Source organism: Allohoeflea poritis, assembly GCF_027889715.1.
Classification (GTDB): Bacteria; Pseudomonadota; Alphaproteobacteria; order Rhizobiales; family Rhizobiaceae; genus Hoeflea_A; species Hoeflea_A poritis.
Genome location: NZ_JAPJZH010000009.1, coordinates 93,433 through 118,613, shown reverse-complemented (window position 1 = coordinate 118,613; position 25,181 = coordinate 93,433). Strand labels below are relative to the sequence as shown.

The 25,181-nt window shown below is 59.0% G+C and carries 27 protein-coding genes; 13 read left to right on the top strand and 14 right to left on the bottom strand.

What is annotated here, in order from left to right:
- Positions 1–288: 288 nt before the first annotated feature.
- Positions 289–2,181 carry a PhoX family protein gene (locus tag OOZ53_RS15440; protein ID WP_271090549.1) on the top strand — a complete coding sequence of 631 codons (1,893 nt, stop codon included), beginning with the start codon at positions 289–291 and terminating at the stop codon, positions 2,179–2,181.
- Between the two features lie 198 nt (positions 2,182–2,379).
- Positions 2,380–4,332, top strand: coding sequence for a hypothetical protein (locus OOZ53_RS15435; protein ID WP_271090548.1), 1,953 nt, complete (start codon positions 2,380–2,382; stop codon positions 4,330–4,332).
- A gap of 7 nt (positions 4,333–4,339) precedes the next feature.
- Here OOZ53_RS15435 and OOZ53_RS15430 read toward each other — a convergent pair whose 3' ends face one another.
- The 4 genes from OOZ53_RS15430 to OOZ53_RS15415 all read right to left on the bottom strand — a co-directional run bounded on the left by OOZ53_RS15430 (position 4,340) and on the right by OOZ53_RS15415 (position 7,994).
- The gene (locus OOZ53_RS15430) at positions 4,340–5,551 is read right to left on the bottom strand and encodes a trans-sulfuration enzyme family protein (protein WP_271090547.1); all 1,212 of its coding nucleotides are present in this window, start codon (positions 5,549–5,551) and stop codon (positions 4,340–4,342) included.
- A gap of 94 nt (positions 5,552–5,645) precedes the next feature.
- Positions 5,646–6,104, bottom strand: a complete 459-nt coding sequence (locus tag OOZ53_RS15425; RefSeq protein WP_271090546.1) for an acyl-CoA thioesterase — start codon at positions 6,102–6,104, stop codon at positions 5,646–5,648.
- A gap of 360 nt (positions 6,105–6,464) precedes the next feature.
- Positions 6,465–6,926: a GNAT family N-acetyltransferase gene (locus tag OOZ53_RS15420; RefSeq protein ID WP_271090545.1), complete on the bottom strand. Its 462-nt coding sequence runs from the start codon at positions 6,924–6,926 to the stop codon at positions 6,465–6,467.
- 6 nt (positions 6,927–6,932) lie between these two features.
- Positions 6,933–7,994, bottom strand: a complete 1,062-nt coding sequence (locus tag OOZ53_RS15415; RefSeq protein WP_271090544.1) for an aminopeptidase — start codon at positions 7,992–7,994, stop codon at positions 6,933–6,935.
- Positions 7,995–8,174: 180 nt separating this feature from the next.
- Between OOZ53_RS15415 and OOZ53_RS15410 the strand changes: the two genes are divergently transcribed.
- Positions 8,175–8,444, top strand: a complete 270-nt coding sequence (locus tag OOZ53_RS15410) for a hypothetical protein (protein ID WP_271090542.1) — start codon at positions 8,175–8,177, stop codon at positions 8,442–8,444.
- Between the two features lie 25 nt (positions 8,445–8,469).
- Here the strand turns inward: OOZ53_RS15410 and OOZ53_RS15405 are convergent, their stop codons facing one another.
- The gene (locus OOZ53_RS15405) at positions 8,470–9,876 is read right to left on the bottom strand and encodes a 1-acyl-sn-glycerol-3-phosphate acyltransferase (RefSeq protein ID WP_271090541.1); all 1,407 of its coding nucleotides are present in this window, start codon (positions 9,874–9,876) and stop codon (positions 8,470–8,472) included.
- A gap of 68 nt (positions 9,877–9,944) precedes the next feature.
- Positions 9,945–10,538, bottom strand: coding sequence for a hypothetical protein (locus OOZ53_RS15400; protein WP_271090540.1), 594 nt, complete (start codon positions 10,536–10,538; stop codon positions 9,945–9,947).
- 110 nt (positions 10,539–10,648) lie between these two features.
- On the opposite strand from OOZ53_RS15400, the gene OOZ53_RS15395 reads away from it, so the two are divergent.
- From OOZ53_RS15395 to OOZ53_RS15380, 4 genes are all read left to right on the top strand, one after another.
- Positions 10,649–10,888, top strand: a complete 240-nt coding sequence (locus tag OOZ53_RS15395) for a hypothetical protein (protein ID WP_271090539.1) — start codon at positions 10,649–10,651, stop codon at positions 10,886–10,888.
- Between the two features lie 273 nt (positions 10,889–11,161).
- Entirely contained in the window at positions 11,162–11,623 is a 462-nt protein-coding gene (locus OOZ53_RS15390; RefSeq protein WP_271090538.1) for a DUF302 domain-containing protein, read from the top strand.
- 116 nt (positions 11,624–11,739) lie between these two features.
- Positions 11,740–12,039: a hypothetical protein gene (locus tag OOZ53_RS15385; RefSeq protein ID WP_271090537.1), complete on the top strand. Its 300-nt coding sequence runs from the start codon at positions 11,740–11,742 to the stop codon at positions 12,037–12,039.
- Between the two features lie 288 nt (positions 12,040–12,327).
- Complete coding sequence (locus OOZ53_RS15380) at positions 12,328–13,086, top strand: hypothetical protein (RefSeq protein ID WP_271090536.1); 759 nt, start codon at positions 12,328–12,330, stop codon at positions 13,084–13,086.
- An 8-nt stretch (positions 13,087–13,094) separates the two neighbouring features.
- On the opposite strand, the gene OOZ53_RS15375 is transcribed toward OOZ53_RS15380, so the two are convergent.
- The 3 genes from OOZ53_RS15375 to OOZ53_RS15365 all read right to left on the bottom strand — a co-directional run bounded on the left by OOZ53_RS15375 (position 13,095) and on the right by OOZ53_RS15365 (position 16,067).
- On the bottom strand, positions 13,095–13,985 hold the full coding sequence (locus OOZ53_RS15375; protein WP_271090535.1) for a glycosyltransferase family 8 protein: 891 nt from the start codon (positions 13,983–13,985) through the stop codon (positions 13,095–13,097).
- A 153-nt stretch (positions 13,986–14,138) separates the two neighbouring features.
- On the bottom strand, positions 14,139–15,203 hold the full coding sequence (locus tag OOZ53_RS15370) for a class I SAM-dependent methyltransferase (RefSeq protein ID WP_271090533.1): 1,065 nt from the start codon (positions 15,201–15,203) through the stop codon (positions 14,139–14,141).
- Between the two features lie 258 nt (positions 15,204–15,461).
- Complete coding sequence (locus OOZ53_RS15365; protein WP_271090532.1) at positions 15,462–16,067, bottom strand: DUF922 domain-containing protein; 606 nt, start codon at positions 16,065–16,067, stop codon at positions 15,462–15,464.
- A 170-nt stretch (positions 16,068–16,237) separates the two neighbouring features.
- Between OOZ53_RS15365 and OOZ53_RS15360 the strand changes: the two genes are divergently transcribed.
- The 4 genes from OOZ53_RS15360 (at position 16,238) to trhA (ending at position 19,764) form a co-directional block, all read left to right on the top strand.
- The gene (locus OOZ53_RS15360; protein WP_271090531.1) at positions 16,238–17,584 is read left to right on the top strand and encodes a hypothetical protein; all 1,347 of its coding nucleotides are present in this window, start codon (positions 16,238–16,240) and stop codon (positions 17,582–17,584) included.
- A gap of 140 nt (positions 17,585–17,724) precedes the next feature.
- The gene (locus OOZ53_RS15355) at positions 17,725–17,976 is read left to right on the top strand and encodes a DUF1344 domain-containing protein (RefSeq protein WP_271090530.1); all 252 of its coding nucleotides are present in this window, start codon (positions 17,725–17,727) and stop codon (positions 17,974–17,976) included.
- A gap of 147 nt (positions 17,977–18,123) precedes the next feature.
- Positions 18,124–18,957, top strand: coding sequence for a methionyl-tRNA formyltransferase (locus OOZ53_RS15350; protein WP_271090529.1), 834 nt, complete (start codon positions 18,124–18,126; stop codon positions 18,955–18,957).
- 144 nt (positions 18,958–19,101) lie between these two features.
- Positions 19,102–19,764 carry a PAQR family membrane homeostasis protein TrhA gene (gene trhA, locus OOZ53_RS15345; RefSeq protein ID WP_271090528.1) on the top strand — a complete coding sequence of 221 codons (663 nt, stop codon included), beginning with the start codon at positions 19,102–19,104 and terminating at the stop codon, positions 19,762–19,764.
- A gap of 85 nt (positions 19,765–19,849) precedes the next feature.
- Here the strand turns inward: trhA and OOZ53_RS15340 are convergent, their stop codons facing one another.
- A complete protein-coding gene (locus tag OOZ53_RS15340; RefSeq protein WP_271090527.1) occupies positions 19,850–20,509 on the bottom strand; it encodes a metal-binding protein ZinT in 660 nt (219 codons plus the stop codon).
- A gap of 278 nt (positions 20,510–20,787) precedes the next feature.
- On the opposite strand from OOZ53_RS15340, the gene OOZ53_RS15335 reads away from it, so the two are divergent.
- Entirely contained in the window at positions 20,788–21,513 is a 726-nt protein-coding gene (locus tag OOZ53_RS15335) for a hypothetical protein (RefSeq protein ID WP_271090526.1), read from the top strand.
- 388 nt (positions 21,514–21,901) lie between these two features.
- On the opposite strand, the gene OOZ53_RS15330 is transcribed toward OOZ53_RS15335, so the two are convergent.
- Complete coding sequence (locus OOZ53_RS15330; RefSeq protein ID WP_271090525.1) at positions 21,902–22,576, bottom strand: transposase; 675 nt, start codon at positions 22,574–22,576, stop codon at positions 21,902–21,904.
- A 39-nt stretch (positions 22,577–22,615) separates the two neighbouring features.
- Positions 22,616–22,906, bottom strand: coding sequence for a ZinT/AdcA family metal-binding protein (locus tag OOZ53_RS15325; protein WP_271090524.1), 291 nt, complete (start codon positions 22,904–22,906; stop codon positions 22,616–22,618).
- A 311-nt stretch (positions 22,907–23,217) separates the two neighbouring features.
- On the opposite strand from OOZ53_RS15325, the gene OOZ53_RS15320 reads away from it, so the two are divergent.
- The gene (locus OOZ53_RS15320) at positions 23,218–24,189 is read left to right on the top strand and encodes a hypothetical protein (RefSeq protein WP_271090523.1); all 972 of its coding nucleotides are present in this window, start codon (positions 23,218–23,220) and stop codon (positions 24,187–24,189) included.
- A 112-nt stretch (positions 24,190–24,301) separates the two neighbouring features.
- Here the strand turns inward: OOZ53_RS15320 and OOZ53_RS15315 are convergent, their stop codons facing one another.
- A complete protein-coding gene (locus OOZ53_RS15315; RefSeq protein WP_271090522.1) occupies positions 24,302–24,574 on the bottom strand; it encodes a hypothetical protein in 273 nt (90 codons plus the stop codon).
- Positions 24,574–24,894 carry a hypothetical protein gene (locus tag OOZ53_RS15310; RefSeq protein ID WP_271090521.1) on the bottom strand — a complete coding sequence of 107 codons (321 nt, stop codon included), beginning with the start codon at positions 24,892–24,894 and terminating at the stop codon, positions 24,574–24,576. Before OOZ53_RS15310 ends, OOZ53_RS15315 begins: the two co-directional genes overlap by 1 nt.
- Between the last annotated feature and the right edge of the window lie 287 nt (positions 24,895–25,181).

Below are 25,181 nucleotides of genomic sequence, written 5' to 3'. Positions count from 1 at the left end.
GTTGAGCCTAGGGCAAAGAGCGCCCTCCACCAATTCAAACTTAGTTCAACGAGAACGGTGGCTGCTCGATAGGTATTTTCTATCAGCCGAAACAGGCTTTCGTCGCAAAACCGTCGCAAAACTGTAACTAGAATAATTTTAATTCCAATTAGAAGTGCCCATGAACGCAGGCACCCGTGCCTCGCCAATTACCGCCGGCAGACCCGGTCCGTTCTTTGAAATTTGCCCTCCGCAGACCGGATTTTGGCGTCGGTATGAACCAAGTTGTTTAACTGAGAGGAGCCCACCATGTCTTCATCGCCCAACGAACCCTTGTCATTCGACGATTTCGACGAAGTCGTCAGCCCGCGCCCGGAAGAAACCGATTTTGACCGTATCGTCGAAGCAGCGGTCAGACGTCGCGGGTTTCTGGGCGGCGCGCTCGCTTTCGGCAGTTTCGCCCTGCTGGGCGGCACGCTCGTTCCGGGCACCGCCAAGGCCGCTTCCGATCGCTTCGCCTTCAAGCAGATTCCCGCCAACACCGACGATGCTGTGACCGTGCCCGACGGTTACAATGTCGATGTGATGGTGCGCTGGGGCGATCCGCTCTGGTCAAACGGCGCCGAGTTCGACCATGCGACACGCGGCACGGCAGGAAGCCAGGCAACGGCGTTCGGTGACAATATCGACGGGATGGAAGTCTACGCCATTGGCGACAAGATGGTGCTTGTCGCCAACAATGAATACACCAACCGGAAAATCATCTGGGGGAACCGCGAGGAAGGCAAGTCCGCCAATGATGACGATGTGAACAAAGGCAAAATGGCCCACGGCATCTCCATCGTCGAGATCAGGCCCGAAAACGGCAAATGGACCATCGTCAAGGACAGCCAGCTCAACCGGCGCATCACGCCAGACACGGAGATGGAACTGACAGGCCCCGCAGCCGGTCACGATCTGCTCAAGACAGCCGCCGATCCGACGGGCAAGAAGTCCATGGGCACCTGGAACAATTGCGGCAACGGCTCGACGCCGTGGGGCACATATCTGACCTGCGAGGAGAACTTCAACGGTTATTTCTCTGCTGCGGATGAAAACCATGAGGTGTCACCGGAACTGAATCGTTACGGCATTTCCTCGAAAGACTGGGGCTATGGCTGGGCCCAGGTGGATGAGCGTTTCGATGTTTCCAAACATCCCAATGAACCGAACCGTGCCGGTTACGTCGTCGAGATCGATCCACGCGATCCCAATTCGACGCCGAAGAAACGTACGGCGCTCGGCCGGTTCAAGCACGAGAACGCTGAGGCGGTCGTCAATAATGATGGCCGGGTCGTTGTCTATATGGGTGACGACGAACGCGGCGAATTCCTCTACCGCTTCGTTTCCGACGGTGTCTTCGCTCCGGGCGGCCCGACGGAAGGCCTTCTGAACGAAGGCACGATTTCCGTGGCCAAATTTTATCCGAACGGGACCGGCGAGTGGCTGGAACTGACGCCGGAGACCACCGGCATGGCCAACAAGGCGGAGATCTGCGTGCATACGCGCCAGGCCGGTTCCGCGGTCGGTGCAACCACAATGGACCGTCCCGAGTGGGTGACCTCCAATCCGAACACCGCCGAGATCTATTGTGCCCTGACCAACAACAAGAACCGCGGCATCAAGCCGAATGCCGGGGGCGATCCGACACCTGTGGGCGGACCCAATCCGCGCGAGGCCAACAATTACGGCCAGATCGTGCGCTGGCGCCCGAAGGACGGCGATCATACGTCGAAGGATTTCACCTGGGATCTTTTCGTGCTCGCCGGAAACCCGACGGTTCACCAGGACGCCAACAAGGGTTCGGACAATGTCAATGCCGACAACATGTTCAACTCGCCTGACGGCCTGAAATTCGACTCCAACGGCATCTTGTGGATCCAGACCGACGGAAACTATTCCAACGCGGAAGGTTTCGCCGGGCACGGCAACAACCAGATGCTGGCGGGCGATCCGGTCACCGGAGAGATCCGCCGCTTCCTGGTCGGCCCGAAAGAGTGCGAAGTCACCGGCATGACCTGGAGCCCGGATCTGCGCACCATGTTTGTCGGGATCCAGCACCCGGGCGAGCGCGGCGAAAGCCACTGGCCGGAGGGTGGCGATGCGGTGCCGCGTTCCGCCGTGATCGCCATTACGCGCAAGGATGGCGGCCCGATGGGCTAGGCCCGATTATCGGACACGCAAAAGAAACCCCCGCTTTGGCAAGCGGGGGTTTTCTATTTTACTCTGACTGAATAATTTCAGTAATTACAATGCCTTATTTTGTATGAATAAAGTATTTTTAACTAAGGAACGTCACGTGAACTTGGTAATATTCCGTTTGCCGGTTACATTTCCATGCGGCAACCGGAGAGCGTGGCGATGGATTCGAAGAAATCTGGAAAATCCGGCACGGGTGACCAAACGGCGAGTGTAACCGAGGCGACCGGTTCGGGTGACGGAGCGCCTGCCGCAACCGAACAAAAGACCTTGGAAAAGGCGGCCGATATCATGCGCGCTGCCACGGCGGCCTTCGCGGGCGGCGATGCCGTTCGATCGAAGAATCTTTGCAATCGCGTCATCGAGGAGTTCCCGAACTCGCCGCAAGCCACTGAGGCGGCTGAACTGAAGGCAAAAATCATCGCGCAGGACGAGCCGGGGGCGCTGACGATAATCTTCATCATCATTGCCGGTCTCGGTTTCTGGTTCTTCGTCATCCACGGCCTGGCGGCGCTGTTCGATGCCTGGGGCGCGCGCACTTTCTGGAGCGATAATTGGCTGACCGTCATTATCGGCACGGTGGCATTTGCCGTCCTGGGTGTTGCGGTCAATGCGGCGGAGAAGAAATTTCCGGAATGGTCGGAAAACACCAGGAATTTCGTGCTGGTGTTCGGCGCCATCCCGCTGATTATCATCGCGCTCGGCAGCATCACTTTCCTGGATCCGATCAGGCAGAAATATGTCATTGAATCGACGTTCATAACCGTTGTGTGCATTCTGCCGGCGGCAACCTACTACCTGTTCCTGCGCTCGCGCCGGCTCGGCATTCTCAACGAGTTCATCGGCAATCTGGGCCACTTCTCGCTCTACGAGCCACGCCTTATCTACGATCCGGACAGGGAGCGGGAAGAAGACGGTAAGCCGCAACGGGCGCTACGCCACGAATCGAACCGCGAACGGCAGCTTCGCATCGAAGGCTATCTGCAACGCTTCGAAGCGATGTACGGGCAATTGCGCTTTGACGACGGTCGCAATCTGCGCAGTTTCGCGACCTCCCTCATAGCGGCGTCCCAGCCGCGGCAAGCCTCCGACAAGGGCAAGGCCGACAAGCCGACGGGCACCGGCGACGGTGGTATCTTCATGCCGGAAAGCGTCGTGCGGATCGCCGATATTTTCCAGGCCAATCTCGTCATTCCAATCGGCCTCGTCACCATCCTGTCGGGCGTCGGCTGGATGCTGTCGATCCACCCGGCCTGGACGCCTGCGGCAGCAGGCGGCTCGGGCACAACGCCGAGCCCCGAGGATTTCCGGCTGACGCTGGAACTGACACCGGTCAATTTCGCATTTTTCGGCGCCTATTTCTTCGGCATCCAGATGCTCTTCCGGCGTTTCGTAATCCGCGATCTCAGTCCCAATGCCTTCATGGCCTTTGCCGTCCGCATCGTGCTTTCCGTTATCGCCGTTTGGGTCGCGGCGCTGTGCCTTCAGGTGCTGGGCTCCTTTGGCGATGCAACCAATGCCTACGCCAAAATTGCCGCCAATCTGGCGCATTCGAACAGCCAGTATCAGTGGCCGGCCTTTCTGCTGGTCCTGGCCTTTGTCATCGGTTTCTTCCCGCAGGTCCTGTGGCAGGTCATCAAGTCGATGTTCACCAAGGCCAAGATTGTTTCGATCGCCATGCCCGAGACGGATCAGGACCAGCCGCTGAGCCAGCTTGACGGGTTGACCATCTGGCATGCGGCGCGGCTGGAAGAAGAGGATGTCGAGAATGTCGGCAACATGGCGACGGTCGACGTGGTCGACATCATGCTGCGCACCCAGATCCCTCCCGAAAGGCTGGTTTCCTGGGTCGATCAGGCGATCCTGTACAGCGTTCTGGGCGCACGGCCCAGAAAGCGGGGCGAGGGCGAAACGACGGTGGAGAAGCTGCGCAGGCTCGGCATTCGCAACGCAACGCAGTTTATCGCCAACTACAAGGACCTGGCCGGTCAGGGAAAGGCGCTCAACGAGGCGTTCGGCGGGGATGCCGACAAGACCAACCCGATCCACACCATCGCCTGTTCGATCGACAAGGAGGCCAATTTCCGGCTGATCCGCGCCTGGCGGGGTGTCTGACGAAGGTCTATCCCAACACCCGGTCCAGATCCGCGATCAGGTCTTCGGCGTCTTCCAGGCCGATCGACAGGCGGAAGATGCCGTCGCCGGCAAAGTCGCGGTAGCGGTCGAACTGTTTTCCGCTCAACCGGAAAGAGGTTTCCATCATGCCGCTGGTCGGCAGCCACCAGATCAGAGAGCGGTGGTGGCCGAGCGAGACGGCATAGTGGATGACCTGCAACTCTTCAGCCATGCGCGCGGCCAGTGTTTCGCCGGTTCGTTCATCGCCGACCTGGAAGGCGATCATGCCGGAGTAGTTCTGCATCTGCCGGGCCGCGAGTTCGTGCTGCGGATGGCTGGCAAGGCCGGGATAGAGCACCTTTGTCGCCTTCGGATGATCTTCCAGCCAGGCTGCGACGGCCATTGCGCCCTCCTGGTGGGCGCGCATGCGCAATGGCAGCGTGGACGTGCCGCGGGCGATCAGCCAAGCGTTGAAGGGCGACAGGATGCCGCCATGATGGATGGCGGCCTCGACCGTCAGCGCCCTGATATCCTGCGCGCGTGCGCACACTGCGCCGCCGATGGCATCCCCGTGGCCGCCGATATATTTGGTAATCGAATGCATGACATAGTCGACGCCCAGTTCGGCTGATTTCTGGCCGATGGGCGAGGCGAATGTGGCGTCGCAGGAGTGCCGGGCGCCGGCGCTTCGGGCGATTTCGGAAATGGCGGCGAGGTCGGTCAACCGCATGATCGGATTGGCGGGCGTCTCGGTGTGTATCAGCTTGGTGTTCGCTCGAACGGCCTGTGCAACAGCACCCAGATCCGTCATGTCGACCAGCGACACCTCGATACCTAGCCTGGGCAGCGTATCGCGGGCCAGTTCGGCAACGCCGGCATAGGATACGTCCGAGACGATGACGTGATCTCCCGCCGAAAGCACGGTAAGGAATATGGCGCTTGCCGCCGCCATGCCCGATGCAAGGCACAGGCACGATTCGGTTCCTTCGAGCGCCGCGATCTTGTTTTCAAGGGCGCGCACCGACGGGTTGGCCCAGCGCCCGTACAGGAAGGGGCTGTCGTCCGAAAGGTCGTGGGCGGAGAAGCCGGCAATCTCCTCGGCGACATAGGTCGAGGACATGACGATATTGGGTGCCGAAGCGCCGGTTGCCGGGTCGGGACCTTCGCCCGCATGGATCGCCGTTGTTGAAAGACCCTTATACGCGTTGGATTTCGCCATGGTCATTGCTCCGCGCTCTGGCTGTCAGAAGCTCAGCCGTATCATGGTATCTGCAGGCGGAAAGGTCCGTTTCCGCCACGACGTCGAGATATCGCTAATCCGACTGTGGGTGGCCGCTGTCCATATCGACCAGGGCGCCGGGCTTCGACAGTGCGTCCCGGATGTCGTCCGGGATCGGGATCGACTTGATATTGCCGTCGTCCTGGATCTGCGCGTGGATGCGAATGGCGCGACCCATGGTGATCAGATCGCCGGAGGATGAGTGTTCGGCGCGGCAGTCCCAGTGCAGGGTCGAGCGGGTCATCTTGGAGAGCTGGATGACAGTGCGCACGCGGTCGCCATAGGCGGCCGGGCCAATGAACTTGAAATGCACATCGCCCATGACGAAGGCGCTGCGGTTCTCGGCAATCATCCGGTTGGTCGGAAAGCCGATGGCGCGCAGGAGCTCGTGCTCCGTGTCGTTGAACCAGGCCAGCATGAGCGGGAAATAGACCAGGCCGAAAGGGTCCGATTCACCCCAGTTCACCGTCAGTTCGCGCGAATACATGATCATGAGAGGGCTCCCGCTGAATATCGACCGGGCCGTAACCTAATCCGATTGCCGATCAAATGGAAAGCCGCATATGCGCAATACGGTCCGCGCGGCGGCCATGTCGACCGCAAGTGGACCGCCGCGGCGAATCCGCGTATAAGGCAGGAATGTTCAATTCAACGGAAGGAGGTGGTCCAATGTCTAGCGTTTTTACGTGTCGCGTTGGGACAGAGTTTAAGGGCAACGAGAAGGAGCAGCCTCCGATCGGAGCCCGGTAACCGGACGAACGTCACCGGGTGACGTCAACCCGGTCCCTTCCGAACACAAAAATGCGGGGCCACCCAACCGGGTGGCCCTTTTCGTTTGATTTGCGTTTACCAGCTACCGCTGCTCCGCGCCTTGTTCCCAAACCATGCGGACATCGGGTGTCCGTTCCTCATTGCCGGCTCCGTTCGTGAAGGCAGCCTCCCGAAAGCCGGATTTTGCATAGAATTCTCGCGCCGGTCCGTTTTCCTGAAAAGTCCAGAGCTGAAGCCTGGCCGCGCCCTTCATCGCATGGTGGAGCAGCAGCGTGCCGACGCCTTCACGCCAATGGGTCGGATCCACATAGAGGTGATTGATCCAGTCGTTTTCAAAGGCAATGAAGCCGGTTGGCGAGCCTTCCATTTCTGCGACGCAAACGGTCTGTCGGGGCAAAACCACCTGCGAAAAATACCGCACATCCTCTTGCGGTGTGTGCAGGACGGGAAGCCATGGCATGGCGGCGGCACGAGCGGATCTGTGAATGCGCGCCAGGCATTCGGCGTCCGATGGTTCGGCGGTTCTGAGGATGATCGGTTTCATTACCTGTCAGTCGCAACGCGTTGCGCCTTCCAGCACCTCCCGGCGCCGCGCAAAGTCGAGCCTGCCGATGCGGCGGACGGCCTCGTAGTAGCGCCCATAGTCCGAGGCGCACAATTCAAGCAGACGGGAAAAAGCAGGTTCGAGATCATTGTAGACGGATATCGTCGCGAGTTTCGCATTGTTGATCGGCTCGCTGAACCAGGCGTCATAGCCGCTGTAGCCGTCCCATTTGCGCGTCTTCAGACGCCTGTAGCGGGCGCGCAGCCGTTCGATGGCTGCCGCTTTTTCGGCGCGCTTTTCCGCATCGCTGCCGTTGCCGGTGTAGATGCCATGAAGCTCCTCGCGCGTCCGCGCGACCAGCGCCTGGAAGTCGGCGTTGCGTCTTTGACTCAGCCGGTAACGTTTTAAACCTGCCTTGTCGTCCTTGTGCTCCAGCCAGAGCACCGTGCCGCTGTCCTCGACCGAGACGGCAAAGGCCTCGTTGAAGGCTGCGTCTCCGCGGACATAGACCACCTGATGGGTCAGTTCGTGGAAGACGACGCTCGCCAGATAGGTGTCGCCACGCAGGAACATCGTGTTCAGCAGCGGGTCGCTGGTCCATCCGAGCGTCGAATAGGCCGGGATGCCCGCGACATAGACGTCGTCGCCCCCGTCTGCGAGTTCCTTCGCGTAACTGAACGCCTCCTGCCTCGAGAAATAGCCGCGATAGGGCACGCAGCCGACGATCGGGAAACACCAGGTGCGTACTTCCAGTGACAGTTCGGGCGTCGCGAACACGGCCCAGCTCACGAACTCGCGTCCGGTGTCGACATAGGAGCGGTAACTGTTGTTGTCGGGCAGTGCGAGGCGCTCGGAGGCAAAGGCCCGGATCGCGCGCGCCTCCGTGAGCTGTGCCCTGAGATCAGGCGCGCTGCGCGGATCGGCGATCAGACGATCAATGCGCTGACCGGAATTGACCAATTCCAGGTGCCCACCCAGCGACTGGGAATAATAGGAAAGGCTTTCGCAGCCGGACAGTAAAGGCAGCGACAGAAGAGCGACAGGCAACAGGCGAAGATGCGATGGCATGGCCGGACATTAGCATGCGGATCGTCGTATGGAAGGCGGTCGCGAGCCGGTCAATGGCGTTTTTTCGAAGGACTGCCCCGTGTTATTGTCTGCACGGGCACACAAAGCGCCCTATCTTGAATTTGACGGACATCAAGAAGCCGGCGTCATTTTGAGTGGCATGGAAACCGGAGCAACAAAATGCCTGATTTGCTGACTTTGATCGGAGCCCTTTATGCCTGCAACATGCTGGCGGAGCAGGGGCCTTTGACGCGTCAGCAGATTACCGAGTGCGGTCAGTTTCAGGAGGCGGTGAAGATGCGGTTCCTCACCTCCGGCGAACTTGAGGACATGCGGGGGCGGCCTCTGGCGGAGCGCTATGCCATCGCCTTGCGGGGCTATGAGCGCTTCAAGGTCTGGGAGATGGAAAATCCCGATACGGTCCGAAGGCTTCGGGGATATGTGCGCTAGATGTGATCTTTCTGCAGGTTGTCCATCAAACCAGATGACGGATCGCGTTTGCGTAGTAGGCAACAAGGCGTTCGTCACCGGGCGCGATCTGCAGGGTGCCGTCATCGGCCTGCACCACGATGTGGCGCATGGTCAGCATGCGCAGGCCGACCGTGACTTCATAGTCACGGTCCTGGTGGGCAATATGCACATGGGCACCGCTTTCGATCAGCCGATCGATCAGCGCGTCGACCCGGGCCTTCAGCGAAAGACGGTCGAGCTTTTCCGAGCCGGCTTCATCAAGCGCGAGCGCCACCAGCGAAACGGGCAGGGCGGGGATCAGCTCTCCGACATCGGCCAGCAGCCGCTCTCCAAGCTCCTGCGTCAAGGTGGCGTGCTCGGCCTCGTCAAGAGCGGCCCAATGGGTGCTGTTCTTCTCCTCCAGAAAAGCACTCAGCGAGACAGGTCTGCCAAAGGATACGCTGGCATAGCCGAAGCGGTGCCACCGGCCGGCCAGACGCAGGCGCAGGTTCTTCCATAGAAATGCCAGCGTCGTCGCGGTTTTTTGCACCGTCGTTCGCGGAGCGCTGCCGTCGTCGGCGGCCATCAACGAGCGATCCTCGAGAACGCGGTCATAGTTGAGCCCGACCGGAATGAAGACCGTGTCTTCCGTGGCGTTTTCCGTGGCGGACAGAATGTAGGACAGAAGGCCAAGCTTGACCGGACGAAGCTTTCCGTCGCGCGAAAGTCCGCCTTCCAGGAAGATCGCCTGGGTGACTCCCGATTGCGTTGCCATGCGCACATAGCTCGCCAAAACCCGACGGTAGAGCCGGTTGCGCGCATCGCGGCGAATGAAATAGGCGCCGGTCGCGCGGATCAGGGTCTGCAGCACCGGCAGGCGCGCCCATTCGCCGACCGCGTAGGAAAGCGCCGATGTCGCGGAAGCGAGATAGGTGACGATGACGTAATCCATATTGGAACGGTGGTTCATCACGAAGACAACCGATGCGTTGGACGGGACTGCTGCAAGGGCATCGGAATCGGAATAGCCGAGACGAACTTTGTAGAGCGCAGTCGACAGCCAGCGGGCGAGGCGCGTACCGATACGAAAATAGACATAGGCGCTGAAAGCCGGAACGATTTCCCGGGCATAGCGCTCCGCCGTATCGATTGCGACCTCGACGGGCATGCCGTGTTCGCGTGCGTGCTCCTCCGCGGCGGCCAGAACATCGGGATCATGCGCCACACGGTCGACAACGATGCTGCGGCCGGTGGTGCGGAAGGGCCGGATCTTCAGCTTGAGCCGCGTGTTGAGCTCGTCAATCGCCCGGTTGGCGCGCCGGTGAAGATACCAGCGCACAGAAGGTGTCAGCAGCCGGTCGACAATACCGACCAGTGCCAGTAACCCGGCAAGCACCACAAGCCACAGCGGCAGTTCGACCGTCTCCCCCATGGGCGCATATTCGTGCGGACGTATCGGTTTGGCAACGGTTAAGCTGCCGGGAGGCGACGGAACGCCGATTAATTGCCGGAACGGTCGATCATGGTCGGCGGCAACGGCACGGATCCTTCGATCCGCACCGGGGTGTCGGAGGCACAGTCAAATCCGGAGAAAAGCCGGTCGGCGGCCGCACGGGCCTGCACATTGGCGTCCGGGTTGCCGCTTGCCAGCACATAGGCGGCAACGCAGCCCTCGCCGATGCCGGGTTGGCCGACTTTTTCGACAACCAGCACCTGTACGCCGTCCGGGTCGATAGTCCATCGGTGTATGGTCGCAAATGGCCTGCCATCCAGGAGCCGCCACTCGATCGTGTCGCTGACGCTGTTGAAGGAACCGAAGCTTTCCCACACAGTCCCGCCCGGCGGCGGAAATCCATAGTGCACGCTCTGCCGCAGATCGCCTTCGGAGAAGAATACCGGAAAGCCTTTATAGCCGGCACACAGCAAGTCGATCCATTCGCCGCCCTCATCTTCCGCCGGCTGGTCGAGGACGGTGCAGCTGCCTTCGAGATCGAGCTTGGTATAAGCGCTTTCGATCTGCGCTTGCGCCGGGCCCGATGCGAGCAGCGCGGCAGCGAGGATAATGGCTGGGGCTCCGAGACCCGGATCATGCATGTCGGCAGTCCTCTGTTTGATGTCCTGTTCCGGCAAGGGCCGTTTGACGATATGGTATTGTGGTCGGAAGTCACTATCTATCTTGGTGAACCGATAGGGATCTTGCCCCGATGCCGGTTGCAAGGGGCGACATCCGCTCACTGGAGGATGCCATGCTTTATTCGCTTGCCCATCTCGAATCGGAAAAACTGAAGGCGATCCAGAACCTGGAAAAGGAAATCGGCAGCCCGGTGGTGGCGCTGGAAGGCGTTGACGCCCAAACCGCGGCTTTGCCTGACGAAAAGCTTAAGAAGCTGCAGGAACTGGAATCGCGCCTCGGCGTTGTGCTGGTCGCCGTCAAGCCGCATTAGGCCATACTGCATTCGCGGCGTTGACTTGGAATTCGTCTTGCTTGCAGGGGGTCGAAACGCAGCAGGACTCTGTTGGTTTGCTTGTTCAACGCGGTTTTCGAGATGGTGGTCAGCTTGTCACATCCCTGGTCCCGGTAATTTCCCATCCGCGCGAAATCCACTCGCGAAGAGTTGATCGCTGATAATGCCGATTTCAGCGTCAGGCCGTGTCGCCGTGCCTATAATCCCGTCCCGCGAAACCGCTACCTGAGAGGTGTGACCATGCGATTTGCAGTGTCCGGACTGTTAGCGCTTTTTCTTGCGTCGAGCGTTGCCATCGCCCAACCGATCGCGCCTCGAGAGGGCTGGCAGATCTTCGATACGGAGCTTTCCTATGCGGCGCTGATCGAGCGTCTTGAGGCGGCTGTTCGGGCCGAGAAGATGGGTCTTGTCACGCAAGCCAGCGCCTCAAATGGCGCCAAGGCACAGGGCTTCGAGATACCGGGCAATCGGGTGGTCGGCGTCTATCGCAACGACTTTGCGCGGCGCATGCTCGACGCCAGCATAGCGGCGGGCATCGAGGCGCCTATCCGTTTCTACATCGTCGAGGATGAGGACGGCGGCGCGACCCTTGCCTGGAAGACGCCCAGTTTCGTCTTCGCGCCTTATATGGACGAGGGCGGGGACGAACTGCGGACACTGGCGGCCGAATTGGACACGATTTTCTCGGCAATCGCGAAGAGAGCGCTGGAATAGCCGCTTTTCGTCTGATCCGTTGGCCTGATCGGTTCGTATAGGTAACTGCCTGCCCAGCAGAAATCGGGCGACTTCGGTTGACCGCTGGCAGCAAACGCTCACGAGGGAGAATTGCAATGAGAATGACAGTTGCTTCCCCGCTTGTCCTGACATTGGTCGTGGCGGGACTGGCCGCTGCAGATCCGGCGGCGGCCCAACAGATCACCAATGACATGAGCTGCGAACAGGCCAAGGCAATGTACAAGTCTCAGGGGCGCGTGCAGACGCGCACGCGTTCAGGCACCGTGTTGCCGATCTACGGTGGTGTTCCCGAGGCCGAGGGGCGTTTTCTGCGCTGCGGACGCGACAACACCTCGCGTCCGGTATCGGTGATCACACGGGACAACAATCGCTGCGTGATTGCCTATAAGTGTTAGACGGCCAGGAGGGCGAGGTAACCAAGCTAACATGCTTGTTCTCGCTTAGCCTTTTTGCCTGGGCAGATGAGCTCGTATTTTGCGTCCGAATTGTTCAGCCGGCCGGACTTGGCAGACGGTGCAGAGTGATGCGTCGTTTGGCTGATTGAGGCTGTCAACTGAGGCGTTTTCCAATCACCGGGTTCCTCCGGATACCTATGAATTGCTTGATGGGATTGAAGTTCTATCCAGCATTTATACAATTGGCGCTTCAACTTACCTTTCGATGTGCCCAGTATCCTTGAATAAATGCTCCCTGCCATAAATGCCCTCTGGATCGGCCCGGTTCTCGGGCCCGTCCACGCATCCTGCCTCGTTTCATTTGCCAGGGCGGGGCACCGGGTTGTTCTGCACGCCTTTGATGAAATCGAGGACGTTCCGGAAGGTATCGAGTTGTTCGACGCGACACGATTGATGGCGCGCGATGAGATCATACGTCACAACAGCGGCAGCCTGGCGCTGGCATCTGATATCTACCGCTATCGCATCCAGAGGGAGGCGATGGGAATCTACGTTGATTGCGATGTCTATTGCCTGAAACCGTTTCCGGGTGACGACTATCTGTTTGGGTGGGAGGCCGATGATTTGATCGGTACCGCAGTCCAGCGGATTCCGGCCGGGTCCGAGCTTCTATCGTCTATGATGGAAGCGTCGGAGAACCCGGCTTTCATTCCTCCCTGGTACAGCCGCCGCAAGGTGCGCAAGCTGATGTTACGCAAGCTTTCAGGAAAACGACCGAACCTCTCCGATCTCGACTGGGGCAGCATAGGGCCCGACTTGCTGACCCATCATTTGAAGCGGCTCGGCATGGAAGATGCAGCAAAGCCGGCCGACTGGTTCTACCCCGTGAGCCCTAAACACAAGTCGCTGCTCAACGAACCGGGGTTGGATTTCAGCGATTTGAGCACCAATCGAAGCCTGGCTATCCATCTCTGGTCATCAAAGACCCTGGACGGCGGAATTGCTGAGGGTTCGGTATTGGCCCGGATGACATCGATGCTGGACTGAACAAGCGCTCATCGATGCTTTCGGGCAGATGGCCGGCCGAACTGACCGGTCAGCCTTCGCCCGGCCTTTTTGAAGATTGTCCGGGTGCGGAAAATGAAAGGATTGCTCTGCCTCAAAAGCTTGTACCGGTAGCGCTGGGGCCAGGGCGTGCCTTTGCTGTAGTTGCAGTAGAAGATTCCATAGGGATGGCTTTCGGGATTGCGCCAAGGCTTTACGTCACCGGAGTAGTGTATGATCGAGACGCTGGTGAAGTGGCTTGCGTCCTTGAGACTGCCCATTACGTTCCAGCGATTGTCGAGTGCAAGCACCTTTCCCCGAAGCGCAACATTCAGCGCACATTGATCGAAATATCTGCAGCTTTCGGGATGACTCGTCAGGAACGATTGCAGCTGGCGGTCAACATCGTTTTGCCGCCACAGGTCGAGGTCAATGAGCAAAACCCCAGAGTTGAAATAGGCGTCTTCGCCCACACCGTGTGTTTCAAGATGGGCATGTCCGGGGTTGAGGACTGCGGCGGCGATGTTGCCCTTGAGCCGGGTGTCGTACAGTTCGGTGATCGGCGCCGCGACAACCAAATCGGTGTCCAGATAAACAATGCGGCCAACCGATTCGGGCAGTATCTCGCCGGCGAAGCACCGCAACAGGCAGGAAATGGTGAGATCCGTCGGCGGTATCCGGTTGAAGATCGGCCGGACCCGGACGGGATCCAGCCTGTAAGAAACCACCGTAAGACCGATTGTCGCCGCGTAGTCTTCGATATGCTTCCGATTTTCCGCGGTGAGGTCGCACCAGAGCAGATAGACAACAATATCTATGTCGGGATGGTTGAGCCGCAGGGAATTGAGAAGCACGCAGGTCGGGGCTATGACGTCATTGTCCGGCGCGATAAGTATATTCATGCAGCAACCCGTCCGTTCACCCGTAATCAGCTTGTAAAGCCGAATTTTTATTCGAGGCGGAACTCTACTACTTTGATCTGCCGGTATTCTCAACGGATGGAGGCGGTTTTGATTTTCCGCCGCAAGAAACGGGTCCGGTGCCGTTGAGGTCGCCTATCGCCGGCGGACCGTTATCGCCAGTGTCAGGTCGTCGAAGGGATAGTCCCCGGGATTGGCGGTGAGCTTTTCGACCATCAGCGCGAAGAACCGGTCGGCCAGCGCGGCAGGATCGCCCTTGCCCGTGGAGAACAGGCCCTGACGCAGGCTGGTCTCGCTGAAGGCGCGGGTGAAGGCCGTGTAGCCGGTGGCGAAGGCCTCGACGTCGCCGGTCTTTTCCAGCGCGACATGGTAGGGCGAGGGGACGGCGGTCAGGCCGCAGTGGAGCAGTTCGAGACGGTCCGCGAGCGGGCCGTTTACGGGCGCTGCGGCCTCCTCGATCGTGCGCGGAACCACCGGGAAGCAATAGGCGGCATAGGCGTCCTGCGGCACATCGCCGTCCTCGATCATCTGCCGGGCGCATTCGTTCATCAGTTTCAGGAGCCCGGCGGCGCTGACGCGGACCGGGTCCGCATTTCCGTCCGAGCCGAGCATCTGCACCAGCAGTACGCCGCCCGGCTGCAGCTCGTCGGCGCGCGCGGTCAGGAAGTCCAGCCAGTCGCTCGCCGCCTGTGCAAGGATCTTGTCGCGTTCAGCGGGTGGCGCATCCGAGCGGTAGAGCGCGTCCGGCATGTGCAGGCCGGCCGGCTGGCGCGACAGCCAGTGCGCCGCCGAACCGGAGGTACCGAGCGTGACGCTGGCGCGCGCCGTCACCCGTTCGAAAAAGCCACGCGGTGCGAAGAGTGCGCGCGCATTCGGGTGTTTCTCAAGGTAGCTGCCTGCGCCGGACAGGTTGGCCGCCAGGCTGTCCCAGTCATTGGTCGGCAGGTCGCTGTGCAGCACCGAGGGTTCGGTGGCGCCGCGGCCGGCCAGCAGGTCGAGCGCGCTGCCGACGATCGCCATGGAGTTCTTGCCTTCGCCGCAACCATAATCAGCCACCGTCACGCCTCCGTCGGCAGGAAGCCGGGTTGCGTCGACCGCCTGCTTCAAAAGCGCCGCGCCGCTGGCGGCAACATCGCTCTGAAACGACGAATGCGCGTCATAATAGCCGTCGCCCTTCATACCGGTCGTTGCTTTTGTCATTCCGCCGATCTCTTCCGGTTGGTTCCTGGTGCGCATCTTGTTTGATGCTGACAGTTTACTCAATCACTAATTGCGCCACGCAACGCCGACCCATGCGCCGAAACCTTGCTGCAAGATTGGAATGCCATGACTTCGTATGACCCGTGCACAAAGGTGGTGAGAGTCTAAAGCGTGACCGGGCTGGATCTCTCGGATTTCCGTCAGGTCGCGCGGGCGCGGCTGGTGTGAATTGCCGGTCAGGCAACCGGCACCGGAAAACTACCGCCCGTTCACCAGTTGCAGGATCAACTGGTGGACGTTGCCGCCCGTACTCATCTCGTCCTCTTCAAAGGCGCGGTTGCGGGCCTTGTAGCGGTCGAATGCGGCCTTGAGCGGTGCCTGGATGCCCTGGCGGATTTTCTTGCAGGTCGGATCGTTCGGCTGGCGGAAACCGACGGTGGTATCGTAGATCTGCTGCGCCATCTCGACGACATACCGGCCATGCACCGCCTCGTGGCTGCGGATGCCCTTGATGAAGACACGCCAGCGGGCTGCCACATGCGGCGGCAGTTTTCCCGCCGGTTTCGGATAGGTGTAGGTGATGGTCAGGAATGAGCGCGCGGCGGCCAGCACGCAGTCATTGCCATCGCGTACATAATCGCGGCCCCATTTCAGGTCGAATTCGGTGATGGCGATGGCGCGCGACGTGCCGCCGCGAATGAGCGGGCCGCGCGCGCCGATGGACTCATAAAGTTCGATGCCGCTGGTTCCGGAAACTGAATAGAACTTCTCGACATATTTCGGCCGGATGTCGGCATGTGCCGGCGCGGCAATCGCGGCGGCAATGCCGACGGCGCAAACGAGGATGCGGGCGAGGGGAGCCATGGGCGGAAACTGGCATTACTGGGGCGATTAGTAAACTGGCATTGAACCGGCATTGCGGTCCGGACGTCTTGCCTTGTTTCTTGATCCCCCAATTGGGCGCCGCTAATCTTTGTCACGGGCCGGCAAAGCTGACCGGAACGCAAGCGCCAGGCAAAATGACTGGAACGGAGATGAGCCTTGTTGGCCGCGTAAGCGAGCGCTGGAACGAGCAACTGGCAAAGACCGGGCTGCAGGACGTCGAGCACCTGCTGGAGGCGCAGCGGGAAAGGCGCCTTTTGATCCGGGAGCGGCCGCTCTGCACCGTCGCCAGACCGCATTTCGTAACTGAGGACGAACTGAAGAAGCACAGTCATGTCGTCAACGTGCTTTCCAACGCGCTGGTGCGCGCACGCGATCATGTCGTGGCCAACCGCGAGCGGGAGGCCGAGCATCTCGGACGCTACTATGACTGGATCGGCGATCTCATGCATCTCGAACCGGAAGGCGTCGACCATGGCGCTATCACGCGCCTCGACGGTTTCCGGGCCGATGCCGGGATGAACTTCGTCGAACTGAATGCCGATTGTCCCGGCGGCGCTGGCCACAATGACAGGCTTGCGGATGTTTTTCAGGCGCTGGAGACCTTTCGCGCCGTTGACGGCGAATTCGGCCTGAAACCCCTGATGCTGCAGCCGGCCATGGGCAAGGCCATGATGGATGCCTGGCGCGAGTGGGGCGGCAGACACCCGCCGACGGTCGGGGTGGTCGGATGGTTCGAAAGTTTCGGCACCACTGCCGAGGCCGTCACCACCGACGCCGAACCGCTGCGCGATGCGGGGATCGGTGGCATCGTGGCGGACGTTCCCGAAACGCTGGAGTTCGACGGCCGCCGGCTGCGTGTCGGCGGGGTGGAGGTCGATCTGCTCTATCGCCTGATGCTGACGCGCGATGTGCTTGGCGCGCGCGCTGCGCTGAAGCCGCTGCTGGACGCGCTGCGGCAGAACGCGGTTTGCATGGTGAACCCGTTCCGCGCCGAGCTGATGGGGCACAAGGCGCTCTTTGCGCTGATCACCGATCCCGATGCCGATCTCGGGCTGACGGCGGCGGAGCGCGCGATGGTCCGCGATCATGTTCCCTGGGGGCGGCTGGTCCGGGATGCGGTGACCGCCGGGCCGGACGGGCGCCGGGTCGATCTGATCGAACATGTGCTGGCGAACCGGGAAAAGCTCGTGTTGAAACCCACCCATGCGGCCAAGGGCGATGGTGTCGAGCTTGGCTGGCACCATGATGCGTCGTCCTGGGAGGCGGCGGTCAAGGCGGCGCTCGATGCCGACAGCATCGTCCAGGAGCGCGTGCCCATGCGCAGCGCCCTTTATCCCGCCGCCGGGCCCGGCCTTCCGGAACGGGCGATGTTCGAGGATACCGACCCGCTGATCGCCCGCGGGCAGCTTGCCGGTTATCTGACGCGCGTTTCGGAGATGGAGATCGTCAATGTTTCCAAACAGGGCAGTGTCGTGCCGTCCTTTGTGGTCGGGTGAGGCGGCTTTCGCGGACGCTGCGCTGGCGGTGTTGGAGGCCGGCAATGCGCTTAGGCGGTTGTCGCGTTTTCCGAAGCCGGGCATTGTGGGCAGCGGGCCGAAACGTCCGGCTTGAGCACCAGAACACAGGGATCGATTGCATGAGAAAATTTCTGATTGTTGCGTCCACCATCGCAATGTTCATGGCCGGCCTGGTCAGCGCATGGGCGGCCGAGATCACCGCCAGCATCACCTATATCGATGTTCAGGCGCGGATCATCGTGATCGACCACCGCGCGTTTCATATCCCCAAATCCATCAAGATCGGCGCGTTCAAGGTCGGCGATCAGGTGACGGTCGTCTATGAAATCGTCAATGGCCAGTTGAAAGTCGTCTCGATCAAGATCGGCTAGTTCGAAACGGCGCAGGTGGATTGTACCGTATGTCGAGGTCTCCGGCGCGGCCCTTTCACCGGGTCGGTTCACCAATCCGGCAGCGGGTATATCGTCCCGTGACACGCGGCGAATGTCGATCATCGTCGGGTTGGTGAGGGGCCTTCCATGAAAATCGTCATTCTGACATTCGATCTGCCGGAGGCGAATGTCGTCACGCGGGTGCTGCTGCGGGAGCTCACCGGCGAGGTGAGGGGCATTGTTGCGTCCACTTCGATGATCGCCGGCATCTCCAACCGCGCGGCGATGGTCAGGCTCGGGCGGGCCATGGGCTGGCGCTATGGCGGCGCCTGGCAGCTTCACCGGTGGGTGGCAAAGCTCGGCGCATTGAATCTCAGGCTTCAGCGAAAGCCCGCCGGCGCCGGCTCGCTCAAGGCGCTGGCGCGCGAAGCCGGCATTCCGGTTTTCGAAACGGCGGATGCCCGCAACAAAGACTGTCTTGAAACCGTGCGCGCATGGGCGCCGGACCTCATCGTCTCCAACTATTTCAACCAGGTCATCCGCCCGCCAATGCTGGAAATCCCGAGGGTCGGCACCATCAACATGCACCCGGCGCTGCTGCCGCGAAACCGGGGCCTGATGCCCTGTTTCTGGGCGATGGCGAATGGCGACGGGACGACCGGCGCGAGCGTCCACTGGGTGGATGAGGATCTCGACACGGGCAACATCATCGTGCAGGGCACGGTGCCGATCGAAGCGGGCGAGTCGGTGATTTCGCTGTCGAACAAATGCAGCGATTGCGGCGCCGGCCTGCTGCTCAAAAGCGTCGCCAGGCTGCGTGAAGGCGCTGTGCCGGGAACGCCGCAGGACGAGACGAAACGGAGCTACCATTCCTGGCCGAGCCCCGGCGGCATACGCAAGCTCTACCGGCGCGGGCACCGCTATGGATCGGTTGCCGAGATGTGGCGGCAGGCGGGGCGGGCGGACGCCGTCTTACAATGAAGTGATTTCGCAACGGTTGCCCCTTTTGCGAAAACGGGTATCTGATGGTGGTGCCTGGGAAACGGTGAGGCGCGGTTTTGCCGCCGGCCACTGAAAAGAGCGGCGGTTGCTGCCGCTTCGCAATCAAAATGAGGGACCGTGAACTTGTCTTTCGCACATATCCGCCCCGCATACAGCCGCGCCGAGCGGCTCAGCGATGGGGTGGTTCACGTCGTCGGCGTTGGCCTTGCCATGATCGCGGTGCCGCTGTTGATCGTGCTCACGGTCCTGTTCCGTTCGGAGCCCGGCCCCGTTGTCGGGGTCTCGGTCTATGGGACGACACTGGTCGCGATGCTGTGCTGTTCGGCTCTCTACAACATGGTCGACAGCGCGCGGTGGACCGGCCTGTTGCGCCGTCTCGACCACTCGGCGATCTACATGAAAATTGCCGGAACCTATACGCCATTCGTGCTCGTATCGGGCGTTCCGGCGACCGGGCTTCTCACGGGCCTGTGGGGCGCCGCGACCGTCGGCTCGCTCTTGAAGATGCTCGCACCCGGCAGGTTCAAATGGCTTGCGCTGGCGCTCTACCTCGCCATGGGCTGGGCCGTTCTGCTGGCCGGCGGCCCGATCATCGCGGGCCTTTCCCCGGCGGTTTTCTGGATCATAACCGCCGGCGGCATTGTCTACACGGTCGGCGTCGGGTTCCACCTTTCGGAACGCCTGCCTTTCCACAACACGATCTGGCACGTATTCGTGCTGGCGGGCAGCGTGCTGTTCTTCATCGCCGTTGCGGTGTTGATCGCCAACCTGCCGGTGGGCGGGTAGGGCGGTTACGGCCGCCGGCCCGTCAACCGGCCGGCGGCGGCAATCCGCGCCGCCGGCGGCCTTTCATGCGTTTCTTGTCAGGCACTCAGTGGGCCATCATGGAATGGGCGATCTCTTCGCCGCTCATGCCGGCCGGCCAATAGGTCGGCCAGTTGGTCAGTTCCTCGAGGATCTTCGCCCGGTCTTCGCCCCAGTAGAGGTGATAGTGGTCCGCCTTTCCGGGCGCGATCTTGTGGTCGCTGAACTGGATGAAGAGGGGCGCCGCGTCATCGCCCCCGGCTTTCTTGAAGATGAAGCGCACGCCGCGATTGCCTTTCTTGTAGGTGAGGATCTCGTAGCCGTCGCTTTCATAGCGCGCTTCAAGCGGCTTGCCGTCCCGGTAGAAGGTCACGCTGCCTTCGCCGATGACGATGCGGTCGACATCGGTCCTGAAGCCGGTCTCGTAATAGGCGCGGTATTCCTCGGCGGTTTGATCGCCGTGTTCGGCCTTGTGCGCGATCCATTCGTCCAGCCTGCCGTCCTTGAGGTGCGGATAAATACTCGCCCAGTCGCCCTGCCAGTCGGAAAGCGCGCGCGGCTTGACCTGATCGTCCTCGAAATAGCCCTTGTAGATACGCTTTTCATCGCCGTGGCTGTGGCTGTGGGCTGACTTGTCCTTGGACTCCGCCGCCGCAGGCGGAGCCCCAACCAGCAGCGCACCGCCGAGAAGAAACGCACAGGAAATTCCGGCAAAGCTTTTACGCATGATTTTGAACCTCAATCCGTTTTTGAAAGAATGTAATGTTACAACATAACGCAACAAGGATGGGTCTTAAGGGAGATCGGGTGCGCGGGCAAGGGTAAGGATGGGTTGTGGGTGGGATTATGGGGTGGGTTTTTATGAAAGTGACCTAAGCTAGTGATCCGGCACTATCAGGCTGAATTTGTGGACCACAGTGCAGCGGCATGCGGTATAGCCTTCACAATCAAAGAGGGCTTACTTAACCTGCCACACTAATAGAGGTTAACTGTGGTTGCTGTCTAATGAGAGATTTGGTCGCAGCGGAGAAACTTAAGCTAGAAGACCCCGCTGATATCCTAAGGACTTTGGAACCTTTTGATATCGCAGTCCTGGAATTTGCGCAGGAAAGCGGAGACAGAAACGTTGGGTTTCTGGGAGATGACAAATATTGCTATTTGACCAAGGATTTTCTCAATTGGGCAATAATTCTTGATTTCGTTCGGATGTGCGCACCTATCCGTAGGAAGGAGGTTATTCAAAAATATTTCAGCTATTTTCTGGAGCAGGCAAATTCGGACAGTGATGAACCAAGAGGACAACGCGTAAGTCGAGCTGCAAGGTTTCCGACCTCAATTCCTACTTTGGGTAATCGCGATTCTCTAAAGTTTATTTCTGGGTACGAAGTGGATCGTCAGTCTGAGGCGGGGTTCTCCTATCAGTTTCGTCAGGCGCGCATCAGTCAGCTCGAACTACACGGTTACATTGTTGACCCCACAATTTGGAGAACAGCAATTACAGCAGTTGTGCTTGGATTACTCCCACAGTCTTACACGGTTCGTACAGAGCACGGCGAGGTAGTGCATCAAAAGGTGACGGCCATGCTTTACGACTGGGAGCAAAATATCTCAGGCCCGGATCGAGAGATCGTGCAACACCATATTAATATGAGCATTTCGATAACCGCGTTTAAGGAGTTGCTCAGGGCTTGGATCGAAGAGAACGACGAACCGAGTAAGCCAGATAATTGAAGATTTGCACTCATCCAGTCTTCTTCTAATCGCGCGAAAATGCCGAGCTAAATACACTATGGTTACAGTTCAACTAGTCTCTCATCGCAAACCAGATTGGCTACAATTCCTACAATTGCGGTGTCAACGTAATCGCGAGTTCGCACTGAATGCTAGACACGTAGTGGCATCACCGATGTAGGGAACAGAGCTGTACATGGGCCCTGTCGAACTGACTGCAGCCGCGTCTTACTCGCTCTGAACACGATGCATGGGTTTTGCAAAACCGTTTTCTCCTCTGCACCGTTTTATCAATTTTTGAGTAGTTTTCTTTTGGTATTCTCCCTTCGCAACCCTCTAAGGCCGACATAAAAGCGTTTGTTAGCGTTGGGTGAATTACGGTGACAGTTTACTTAATCCCTTTTTGTGCCGGTTTTCGACCGCGCTTGCCCGGCATCAGAATCCGTCCGGTATGCTGTTCGAGCTTCTTTAGCCAACCGGCATCTCCGATCGGGCGGCCGACTGTTTCAGCGCGCCGCAATGCCCCGTAAGCTTCTGCCTCATCGATTGGTTCATCAAGAAACGCCCGGAATTCGCCGGTTCTGTCCAACACGGGCGCAACAGTGACGACCTTGTCGTCCTGGCCGGCCAGATGCGCTCCGGCGCTTGACCATTGCCAGTCGTGCGCACGCTTCACCAGTTTTGCCCGCACAGGATTGAGCGTTACGTAGCGAACCGCATTGAGCAGGTGACCTTCATCCATGACCACGGATCCGTAGCGGCCCTGCCACAGGTGGCCGGTGACCCGTGTCCGCGCGTTGATGAAACCGGTGTAGCGACGGTGCAGATCAGCGAAAGTCCGGCGCAAGCCATCCTCGTCCGACGGCACCAGAATGATGTGAACGTGGTTGGGCATGAGGCAATAGGCCCAGATCTCGGTGTGGGCGCGTGCGCTGGCATCGGCCAGGAGGTCCAGGTAGAGCGCGTAGTCGCCATCCTCAAAGAAGGTTCTTTCCCGCCGGTTGCCTCTTTGGGTGACGTGGTGCGGGAGACCAGGAACAACAATTCGGGCCAAGCGTGCCATCAGCAGGAGTTTAGGGTAAATTGGGGATTTAGTAAACTGTCACCGTAATTCCTCGGCGGACTTGTCGCCGTGTTCGGCCTTGTGGGCGATCCATTCGTCCAGCTTGCCGTCCTTGAGGTGCGGATAGATGCTCGCCCAGTCGCCCTGCCAGTCGGAAAGCGGGCGCGGCTTGATCTGATCGTCCTCGAAATAGCCCTTGTAGATACGCTTCTCATCGCCGTGGCTGTGGTTGTGGGCGGACTTGTCCTTGGACTCCGCCACCGCGGGCGCGGCCAGCAGCGCACCACCGAGAAGAAACGCACAGGAAATTCCGGCAAAGCTTTTACGCATGATTTTGAACCTCAATCAGTTATTGGAGCATCGTAATGTTACAACATAACATGACGACAATGGGTCTTAAGGGAGATCGGATGTGTGGGCAAGGGCAAGTTTGGGTTGTGGGTGGGTTTTTGTGGTGGGTGTGTATGTGATCGGCTGTGCTTGGAGAATGCGACAAATTCGCTGGTGGGACCATCGCTGCAGCCAATTTCTCATGAGATAGTGTCAGGTAGTGGAGTTGTGAGTGGAAAAATGGAATTTACTGGAGTGCAAGTAGGCTATAATTGTAATCCTTGGTTGCAAATGAATGGTAAAGTTGGACGATGCAGCAGGTTTTTATCGCAAACTTCGGACGCCAGAACTATGAGTGGCAGAGGTGTCTGAAAAATAACACAATTGCTACAATGAATTCTCATGCAACACATCATTTTTGGGTTGCTGGAGACAGAGAAGGTTTCATTGACTACGAACTTAAGTTCGGTTCCACGGCAGCCGGAATCAAACCTACACGACCAGTGGCTTCGAGATGGTTCAATCTGATGACAATCATCTCCGAAAGTGAAAACGATATATGGATTCACCGTGAGAAAGAGCAACTCTGGTGGACGCGTTCCAAGTCGGAACCCCCGGTGATTTCAGAAAGTGTCGATCCCACTTACGATGGGGGACGACCAGTTTTTGCCTGCCACAAAAAGTGCGATCCTTGGTCTAATCAAACCCGACTTGGTAATCGCCTCGAGTGGGGAACTCTCCACCCGAGAGCCAAAGAATTTCTGTTCACTGAAGGTACTCTTCAAAAATTGGGACAAGACAATGCGGAGTATGCTCTTGCTCTGATAGCTGGCGACGATCTCAATCCATGGCACTTGCGGCCGCATTGGCAAACAACACTTAAGAACGCAAAAACCAAGCCGGGAACTGTATTTAATGCCTTTCAACGCGCTGCGACCCGCATGGCAATGACAGCGTTTGACACAGCTAAGCAGTCATCTGGACAGCAAGTAACAAGAACAATCAAGAACAAGGAGGTCCACTTCACATTGCAGGAGCTTGAGAATTACGTAATGGCTCTCTTGGAGAGTCAGGAGCGTCTATGTGCACTGACAGATTTGCCGCTCCAGCTTGATGGTGAGCACACTGATTCCGAAATGCTTCCATCGCTCGACCGTATCGACAGCGACGGACATTATGAGGAGGGTAATCTGCAAGTTGTTTGTCGATTTGTGAACCGCTGGAAAAGTGATGACAAAGACGAAAATTTCAGCAGATTAATTGCGATTGTAAGAGGTGAATGACTCCTTATGAATTCAGTGGTTACGGTGACAGTTTACTCAAGCCCTTTTTGCGATGCTTTTCGCCCTCGCTTGCTCGGCGTCAGAATTCGACCGGTCTTTTGTTCGAGCTCTCTCAACCGGGCGGGATCGTCGATCGGGCGGCCGACGGTTTCGGCGCGGGCACCGCTCCGTAGGGCTTGGTGCCATCGATTGGCTTGTCCAGAAATGCCGTGAATTTTCCGGTTCGCTCCAGCACGGGCTCAACGGTCACGACGTGATCGTCATTGCCGGTCAGATGCGCCCGGGCGCTTGACCATTGCCATTCCCGTGTGCGCGTCACCAGCTCCGCCCGAATGGGATTGATCGTCACGTAGCGAACCGCGTTGAGCAGGTGGCTCTTGTCCATCACCACCGATGCGCAACGTCCTTGCCACAAATGACCAGTGACCCGTTCTCGCGCGTTGATGAAACCGGTGTATCGACGATGCAGATCGGCGAATGTCCGGCGTAGGCGTCTTTGTCCGACGGAACAAGAATGATGTGCACAAGGTTGGGCATAGGACAATAAGTCCACACCTCCGCTCGGGCGCGTGCGCTGCTCTCCGCAAGAAGATCGAGATAAAGCGCATAGTCGCCGTCCTCAAAGAACGTTCCTTCACGTCGGTTGCCCCTCTGGGTGACGTGATGCGGAAGACCAGGAATATAGAGATGTGCGATGCGTGCCATGGATTGGAGTTTGATATAAATTGGGGATTGAGTAATCTGTCACCGCAATCCTCGCTTGCTCGGCATTAGAACCTATCCAGCCTGCTTTCAAGCTTCCGCAACTGGTTGGAATATTCGATAGGAATACCGTCGTTTTCGCGTGCACCTATCAACTTGCGTTTTTGGGATTGAACGCCATGAAGTGAACTGTGTATAGCGGTTACCCTTCATCCGGGACATCGGATCCATTGCGTCCTTGTCAGAATTGATAGGTGACTCATAATCCACGCTTTAGTGAAATCAGTATG